Below are 2,381 nucleotides of genomic sequence, written 5' to 3' on the forward strand. Positions count from 1 at the left end.
CAAAACCAATTCCGTGAATTTCTCCTCGTTTGCTGCTTTGGAATTCAAATTCCAGGATGGTGTTGTTGGTAATATTGTAATTACCAATGTCCAGTTTTTTCCAGGTGTTACCGGATAGTCCTAGTTGAGTTTTATCAGCAGAGATAACGTATTCATCTGTGACATCTTGGGAGGCGGCGGAAAGAGCGTTATTCGTTGCTTACTACCGTTGATTATTGACGCTTGAGGTTGTTATTCTGATTCTCGTAGAGTTGGATATTGCGGAACTGACCATTACTATCAGGTGAGGCTACATCATGGTCATTGGCAAAGGTGAGGTAGTTGAAATCTCCGGTGAAGTAATCTCCTACGGTAATACTGTAAGATTGCCAACCAGAACCAGTGCTATAGTTTTTAAAGTTATTCAGTCCCCAATTTTGAGTTCCACTAAGTTGGAATAAGTTTTGGGGGTTATTGATGACATCATTGTCAGTATCAAAACCAATTCCGTGAATTTCTCCTCGTTTGCTGCTTTGGAATTCAAATTCCAGGATGGTGTTGTTGGTAATATTGTAATTACCAATGTCCAGTTTTTTCCAGGTGTTACCGGATAGTCCTAGTTGAGTTTTATCAGCCGAGATGGTGAATTCATCTGTGACATCTTGGGAGGCGGCGGAAAGAGCGTATTCGTTGCTATTACCGTTGATGTTGACGCTGAGGTTGTTATTCTGATTCTCGTAGAGTTGGATATTGCGGAACTGACCATTACTATCAGGTGAGGCTACATCATGGTCATTGGCAAAGGTGAGGTAGTTGAAATTGCCCGTGAAGTAATCTCCTACGGTAATACTGTAAGATTGCCAACCAGAACCAGTGCTATAGTTTTTAAAGTTATTTAGTCCCCAATTTTGAGTTCCACTAAGTTGGAATAAGTTTCCAGGGTTATTGATGACATCATTGTCAGTATCAAAACCAATTCCGTGAATTTCTCCTCGTTTGCTGCTTTGGAATTCAAATTCCAGGATGGTGTTGTTGGTAATATTGTAACTACCAATGTCCAGTTTTTTCCAGGTGTTACCGGATAGTCCTAGTTGAGTTTTATCAGCCGAGATGGTGAATTCATCTGTGACATTTTGGGAGGCGGCGGAAAGAGCGTATTCGTTGCTACTACCGTTGATGTCTAAAATAATAACGTTGTTGAAAATAGATAGAATGTAATCGCCTTGGCTACCGTTTGCCGCACCAGCACCTGTGAGAGGATTATAATTTCTCGCTTGCGGACTTGCACCATTGACACCAATTAAATATTGAGTACCTGCGGTGACATCTATCTGAATCCCGCTACCCCTAGTTAAAGCATTTTCATCATCATTGAAGGCGATTTCTGTGCCGTTAGCGTTGAAGACTCGTAAAAAAGTATCAGCATTGAAAGCTTCATTGGCACTGGCACGAATTGTCACTCTAGCAGTGGTAGTGGGAGTAAAGCGATAGATATCAATATCACTAGCACCTACAAAGAAACCATTATCATCGCCGATATTGCCAAAGATAATTGAGCCAACGGAGACATTTTCCACTGTACCACTAGTAGAAGTGTTATTACTTAAAGCAGTTATTTGTGACAGTGGTAACAGTCTGCTATTAAATTTATATTCTCCTGTATCTCCTGATGAGCCACTACCTAGTTGAAAAGGATTGAAAGAATCATTCCCATAACCAGTTACAGCTACAAAGTAATCTGTATTCGCGGTAATTTGATAGCGTAAAAGTGGATCTAAAGATGTATCTCTATCGTCGTTTAAAGCTAAAAGATTGCCTTCTCTGTCGTAGATAAAGACAACGGCATCAACTTCGTCAATAATTGTAGGATCACCATAGGATTTGATATCAATTTCTAAAATCCCGGCGTTAGGAGAATTGATTTTGAAAAAATCGACATCGCGATCGCCTACTTCAATGAATTCTCCCGTCTCCAAATTACTATCCCCACCAATTATACCAGGGAGGTTTGTGACATTTATTGGTATATAATTATTTTTTAATGCCTGTGTAATACTACCACTTTTGGTCATTACTGAAAAACTGTACAGTCAGGTCAAACAAACCACCTGTACCAGTACCAGAACGCCCATCGAGACTGTTAGGATTATAAGTTTGGTTGTCATAATCTGAAACAGCAATGTAANAAGTTTGACCTCTGTCCACTCTTAAGCCAATAAAGCTATACCCCGTGGTATGTCCTTCGTAATAACTGCGATCAACCGAGTCGGGAAAACTAGACTGGGGTATTCATTATCAGTGAATTCTGTATACACTAACGAGCTATTAAAAGCTAGATCATCATCACTAAAAATAACGTCATTGCCATCTTCATCAAAGACTCTCAGAAATGAATCAACATA

The 2,381-nt window shown here is 39.8% G+C and carries 2 protein-coding genes; both read right to left on the reverse strand.

Annotated features, from left to right (window positions below):
- Nucleotides 1-212: 212 nt before the first annotated feature.
- Nucleotides 213-2,051, reverse strand: a complete 1,839-nt coding sequence (locus NSP_RS26640) for a pre-peptidase C-terminal domain-containing protein (protein ID WP_017803729.1) — start codon at nucleotides 2,049-2,051, stop codon at nucleotides 213-215.
- Nucleotides 2,052-2,186: 135 nt separating this feature from the next.
- Nucleotides 2,187-2,381 (reverse strand): hypothetical protein (locus NSP_RS25835; protein WP_044482718.1); only part of this gene is annotated, 195 nt, incomplete at its 5' end.

It is taken from the genome of Nodularia spumigena CCY9414 (assembly GCF_000340565.2).
GTDB classification, from domain to species: Bacteria; Cyanobacteriota; Cyanobacteriia; order Cyanobacteriales; family Nostocaceae; genus Nodularia; species Nodularia spumigena.

Bases quoted from the DNA above. Each gene is read 5' to 3' on its own strand.
- NSP_RS26640 (WP_017803729.1), bottom strand. From the start codon at position 2,051: ATGACCAAAAGTGGTAGTATTACACAGGCATTAAAAAATAATTATATA.